Below are 5,962 nucleotides of genomic sequence, written 5' to 3' on the forward strand. Positions count from 1 at the left end.
CTGGCCTTCTTGACTGGTGCCGGAGAGAGGAATCGAACCCCCGACCTTCTCATTACGAATGAGCTGCTCTACCGACTGAGCTACTCCGGCGAAGCCTCGCATTATAGCCGGGCTTCGTGGCCCCGCCGGGGCGCCCGGCTCATCCGCCGCCGCGCTTGCCCCGCGCCCGCTCGGCCCCCGCCTTGTGCAGCCGCTTCCACTTCTGCCGCAGGGCGATGCGTTCCAGCGCGGTCTGCTCGCCGCGGCCCGCGTCGCGCAGCAGCTTGTGGAAGTTGTCGATGCGGTCCTCGCTCACGCGCGGGCGCACCGCGCAGCCGGGCTCGCCCTGGTGCGTGCAGTCGCGGAAGCGGCAGCCGGCGGCCAGCACGGCGATGTCGTCAAACGCAGCGGCCAGGGCCTCGCCATCCGCGTCCGGTCGCCACGTTCGCAAGCCGGGCGTGTCGATGAGGCAGGCGCCGTCGATGCAGCGGTGCAGCGAGCGGGCCGTGGTCGTGTGCATGCCCCGGCCGTCGCCGCGCCGCACGCCGCCGGTGTCCTGCGCGGCGCTGCCGCCGGTGAGCGTGTTGGCGAGCGTGGACTTGCCGGCGCCGGAGGCCCCCAGCAGCACCAGCGTCTGGCCCGCGCCCAGCCAGGGCGCGAGTTCCAGCCGCGCGCGCTCGCTGCGGCCGTCCACCGCCACGCAGGGCACGGTGGCGGGCAGGCGGCGGCGCAGGTCGTAGACGCGCTGCTCCACCTGCAGGCCGGCGTCGGCCTTGGTGAGCACCAGCACCGGCTCCACGCCGCAGGCGCGCACCAGCGCCACGTAGCGCTCGGCACGGCGCGGGTTGAAGTCCAGGTCCAGGCCCATCGCCAGCAAGGCCGTGTCCACGTTGCGGGCCAGCACCTGGCGGCGCCCGTCGTTGGCGCGCCGCGCGATCTCGGTGGCTGCGGGCAGGCGTGCGGCCACCTGCAGATCGGCGGGCTCGCCTTCCACCACCACCCAGTCGCCCACGGTGGGCGGGGCGTCGGCGGCGGGCTCCCGCAGCGGCAGGGGCAGGCGGGCGCGGTGCTCGCCCGTGCCGTCGTGCACGATGCAGGCATCGCGGTGGACTTCCACCACCCGCATCAGGCGCGCGGTGTCGGCGGCTGCGTCCAGCAGCGGCGCCATGCGCGCCAGCGCCGCCGGCGTCAGGCCGACGCGGCGCAGGTTCTCGAATTGAAAGTTGATCATGGATCCGTTTCGGGTCTTCCGTTGCGCGCGAGCGCGGGCATCCGCGCGGTGCGCGGATGAAGCCGTGGGGCAGGGAAGTCGGCCGCGGAAAGGCGGCGGGCGGATCAGGAGGCGGGCCGGCTCAGCGGGGAGCCGGCAAGGCGATACGCAGTGGCGCGGGCCTCAGGCAGCCGACAGGAGGAGGGCAAGGTCCAGACTGGTCATGACACGTCTCCTGTGAAAGTGGGTGAGGGGGTGGAGTGTGAGGCGAAGGGGGTGGTCGCGTCAAGCGGCAACCCCAGCGCTGCTCACTCCAGGTGATAGCGGGTGACCCGCTCCACCTCGTTCTTGCTGCCCAGGACCACGCTCACGCGCTCGTGCAGCTTGGTCGGCTGGATGTCCAGGATGCGCTGGCGGCCATTGGTGGCCGCGCCACCGGCCTGCTCGATCAGCCAGGCCATGGGGTTGGCCTCGTACATCAGGCGCAGCTTGCCGGGCTTCTCGGGCTCGCGCTTGTCCCAGGGGTACATGAAGATGCCGCCGCGCGACATGATGCGGTGCACGTCGGCCACCATGCTGGCGATCCAGCGCATGTTGAAGTCCTTGCCACGCGGGCCTTCCCGGCCGGCCAGGCATTCGTCGATGTAGCGCTTCACCGGCGTGTCCCAGTGGCGCATGTTCGACATGTTGATGGCGAACTCCTTCGTGTCCTCGGGGATGCGCACGTCCTCCTCGGTCAGCACGAAGGAGCCCTGCTCGCGGTCCAGCGTGAACATCGACACGCCGTCGCCCACCGTCAGCACCAGCGTGGTCTGTGGCCCGTAGACGCAGTAGCCGGCGGCCACCTGCTGGCGGCCCGGCTGCAGGAAATCGCCTTCCTCCACGCCGCGGTCGCCCTCGGGCATCTTCAGCACGCTGAAGATGGTGCCGATGCTCACGTTCACGTCGATGTTGCTGGAGCCGTCCAGCGGATCGAACAGCAGCAGGTACTCGCCCTGCGGATAGCGGTTGGGCACGAGGTAGATGCCATCCATCTCCTCGCTGGCCATCGCCGCCAGGTGGCCGCCCCACTCGTTGGCCTCGATCAGCACCTCGTTGGCGATGATGTCCAGCTTCTTCTGCACCTCGCCCTGCACGTTCTCGCTGTCGGCGCTGCCCAGCACGCCGCCCAGCGCGCCCTTGTTCACCGCGTGGCTGATGCTCTTGCAGGCACGGGCCACCACCTCGATCAGCAGGCGCAGCTGCGAGGGGATGTGGGCGTCGACGCGCTGCTTCTCGACGAGGTAGCGGGTGAGGGAGATCTTCTTGCTCATGTCGGGTTCCAGCGGCTCAATCGGCCAGGGCGCGCGTGACGACCTCGCGCACGTCGTTGCTCAGGTCGGGCTTGGCGGCCACGCGGGCGATGGCCTCGCGGGCGGCGCTGCGCAGCGGCTCGGCCAGCTTCTTCCAGCGGTCCAGCGCGCGCGCCAGGCGGGCGGCCACCTGCGGGTTGAAGGCGTCGATCTCCAGCACGCGTTCGCTCCAGAACACGTAGCCGGCGGCATCGGCGCGATGGAACGCGCCCGGGTTGGCGCTGCAGTAGCTGAAGATGACGCTGCGCGCGCGGTTCGGGTTGCGCAGGTTGAAGTCCGGGTGGGCCATGAGCTGCTTCACCACCGGCAGGATGTTCCCGCCGCGGTCCGGCGCACCGGCCTGCAGGGCGAACCACTTGTCCAGCACCAGGGGCTCATTGCGGAACAGGGCATGGAAGCGCTGCAGGGCCGGCGTGGCCAGGTCATGGCCGCTGGTCACCAGCGCGGCCAGCGCGTTGAAGCGGTCGGTCATGTTCGACGCGTCCTTGAAGCGCTGGTAGGCCTTGCCGGGCCAGACCGTGTCACCGGTGGTACGCGCAGCCAGGCACAGGTGCCCCAGGGCCTGGCCGGCCAGGGCGCGGCGGCCGCTCGACACGGGGTCGGGCCGGTAGGCGCCGGTGTCGCGATGGGTCTCGTAGGCCCAGGCCCAGTCGTCGAACAGGGCCACGGCGAGCTGCTCGCGCATGGCGTCGCGCACCGCGTGCACACGCTGCGGATCCACCACCTCCAGCTGCTCGGCGATGTAGGTCTCCGCCGGCAGGGTGAGGGTGAGTTCCTTGAAGGCGGCGTCGAGCTGCGGGTGGCGCAGCACGGCGCGCATCGCGTCGATGTAGGGCGCGTCCAGGCGCAGATCGGCGGCCGACGTGTCCTGCTGGATGAAGGCCAGTGCGCGGCGCACGGCCAGGCGCTGTGCGGCCTCCCAGCGGTTGAACGGATCGGTGTCGTGCGCCAGCAGGGTCAGTAGTTCCGCATCGGTGTACAGGTAGTCCAGCACCACCGGCGCGCTGAAGCCGCGCAGCAGCGAGGGCACCGGCGCCGCGGTGAAACCGGGGAAGCTGAGCGTCTCGCTCGACTGGGTCAGCACGTGCATCCCGCTTGCGGCCTCGGTGCCGTCCGCGTTCAGCAGGCCATAGGCCACCGGGATCACGAAGGGCTGCTTGTCGCTCTGCCCCGGCGTGGTGGGGCAGCTCTGCGACAGCGCGAGGCTGAAGGTGCCCGTGGCGGGGTCAAAGTGGCCCGCGGCCTTGACGCGCGGCGTACCGGCCTGGCTGTACCAGCGCTTGAACGCGTCGAGCTGGTTGGCGAGCGCCGAGCCTGGGTTGGCATCGGCGATGGCCTGCGCGAAGTCGTCACAGGTCACGGCCTGGCCGTCATGGCGCTGGAAGTACAGGGCCATGCCCTTGGCGAAGCCCTCGCGTCCGACCAGGGTCTGCATCATGCGCACGACCTCGGCGCCCTTCTCGTAGACCGTGACCGTGTAGAAGTTGTTGATCTCCAGGTACTGGTCGGGGCGCACCGGGTGTGCCATGGGGCCGGCGTCTTCGGGGAACTGCGCGGTGCGCAGCACGCGCACGTCCTCGATGCGCTTGACGGCGCGAGCGCTGGCCTCACCCGCCAGATCCTGGCTGAACTCCTGGTCGCGGAAGACGGTGAGGCCTTCCTTCAGCGAAAGCTGGAACCAGTCGCGGCAGGTGACGCGGTTGCCCGTCCAGTTGTGGAAGTACTCGTGGCCCACCACCGACTCGATGTTCGCGTAGTCGGCGTCGGTGGCCGTGGCCTGGCTGGCGAGCACGAACTTGGTGTTGAAGATGTTCAACCCCTTGTTTTCCATCGCGCCCATGTTGAAGTCGCTGGTGGCCACGATCATGAAGCGGTCCAGGTCCAGCGGCAGGCCGAAGCGGGCCTCGTCCCAGGCGACCGAGGCCATCAGCGAGTTCATCGCGTGCTCGGTCTTGTCCAGGTCGCCGGGGCGCACGTAGACCTGCAGCAGGTGGTCCTTGCCGCCGCGCGAGGTGATGCGTTGCTCGCGGCATACCAGCTGGCCGGCCACCAGGGCGAACAGGTAGCTGGGCTTGCGGTGCGGATCCACCCACTTGGCGAAGTGGCGGCCATCGTCCAGCGTGCCCTGATCGACCAGGTTGCCGTTGGACAGCAGCACGGGGTACTTCTGGCGGTCGGCCCGCAGCGTGACCGTGTAGCTGGCCATCACGTCGGGCCGGTCCAGGAAGTAGGTGATGCGGCGGAAGCCCTCGGCCTCGCACTGGGTGAAGAACGACTCATTGCTGACGTACAGGCCCATCAGCTTGCTGTTCTTCGCCGGGTTGCAGGTGGTGAAGATCTCCAGCTCGAACGGCTCGGTACCCTCGGGCAGGTGCTCCAGCACCAGCTGGTTGTCTTCCATCTTGAACGAGGTGCCCTGTCCGCCCACCAGCACGCGCGCCAGGTTCAGCTCCTCGCCGTCCAGCCGCAGGGCCTGCGGCGCCACCTCCGGGTTGCGGCGCACGCGCATGCGGTTGAGCACGCGGGTCTTGGCCGGGTCCAGGTCGAACACCAGGTCCACGTTGTCGATCCAGAAGGCCGGCGGCTGGTAGTCCGCGCGAAAGATCACCTTGGCATTGCCTTCACGCATGGAGGGTCTCCAGGAATTGCTCGTTGATGAGGGGGTGGTAGTCGGGCACCTGGGCCACGACGTGCGGGCCCGCCAGCTCGGCGGGCGAATGGGTGGTGCACACCGCCACGGCGCGCATGCCGGCGCGGCGCGCGGCCTCGATGCCGAAGGGGGCGTCCTCGAACACGATGCAGTCGGCCGGATCGGCGCCGATGCGGCGCGCGGCTTCCAGGAACAGCGCCGGCTCGGGCTTGCCCGGCAGGCCCTCGTCGCCGCCCACGATGGCGTGCGGCGCGGTGGGCAGGCGCAGATGCTGCATGACAAAGGCGATGTTGTGCTGGTCGCCCGCGGTGGCCACCGCGGTGCGCAGGCCGCGCTCGGCCGCCTGCTGCGCGAAGCGGGTGAAGCCCGCCACTTCGCGGAACACGGGCGCGAACAGCTCGCGGTAGATGGCTTCCTTCTCGGCGATGAGTTCCAGCGCGCGTGTCTCGGAGGTGGCCGCGCCAAACAGCTCGCGGATGCACTCCACGCCATTGCGCCCCGTGGTGCGGCGAAGGATCTCGTCGACCGGCATGTCGACGCCGTGCCGATGGGTGAACTCGGCCCAGCTGCGGGCATGCCACGGCATGGAGTCCACCATGGTGCCGTCCATGTCGAAGATGAGGGCCGTCATACGCCCTGCTTCAAGGAGGCCTCGATGAAGGCATCGAGGTCGCCATCCAGCACCTTCTGCGTGGCGGAGATCTCCACGCCGGTCCGCAGGTCCTTGATGCGGCTGTTGTCCAGCACGTAGCTGCGGATCTGGTGGCCCCA

4 protein-coding genes, 1 tRNA gene and 1 pseudogene are annotated in these 5,962 nt (G+C 69.8%); all 6 read right to left on the reverse strand.

Translation table 11 applies throughout. The features are described from left to right. Nucleotides 1–14: 14 nt before the first annotated feature. Nucleotides 15–90 (reverse strand) — tRNA-Thr (locus ACE3T5_RS20820). A gap of 49 nt (nt 91–139) precedes the next feature. After that, complete coding sequence (rsgA, locus tag ACE3T5_RS20825; RefSeq protein WP_374670026.1) at nt 140–1,210, reverse strand: ribosome small subunit-dependent GTPase A; 1,071 nt, start codon at nt 1,208–1,210, stop codon at nt 140–142. A 287-nt stretch (nt 1,211–1,497) separates the two neighbouring features. Then, complete coding sequence (locus tag ACE3T5_RS20830) at nt 1,498–2,502, reverse strand: class 1 fructose-bisphosphatase (protein WP_374670027.1); 1,005 nt, start codon at nt 2,500–2,502, stop codon at nt 1,498–1,500. 16 nt (nt 2,503–2,518) lie between these two features. Then, a complete protein-coding gene (gene pepN / locus ACE3T5_RS20835) occupies nt 2,519–5,170 on the reverse strand; it encodes an aminopeptidase N (RefSeq protein ID WP_374670028.1) in 2,652 nt (883 codons plus the stop codon). Further along, nucleotides 5,163–5,822, reverse strand: a complete 660-nt coding sequence (locus ACE3T5_RS20840) for an HAD family hydrolase (RefSeq protein WP_374670029.1) — start codon at nt 5,820–5,822, stop codon at nt 5,163–5,165. The genes pepN and ACE3T5_RS20840 overlap by 8 nt, the downstream gene beginning before the upstream one ends. Beyond that, nucleotides 5,819–5,962 (reverse strand): annotated as a pseudogene (gene prfB / locus ACE3T5_RS20845) (peptide chain release factor 2); the annotation flags it as partial. The gene ACE3T5_RS20840 and the pseudogene prfB, both read right to left, overlap by 4 nt.

The sequence above is a fragment of the Ramlibacter sp. genome, assembly GCF_041916345.1.
In the GTDB taxonomy this organism is placed as follows: Bacteria; Pseudomonadota; Gammaproteobacteria; order Burkholderiales; family Burkholderiaceae_C; genus Ramlibacter.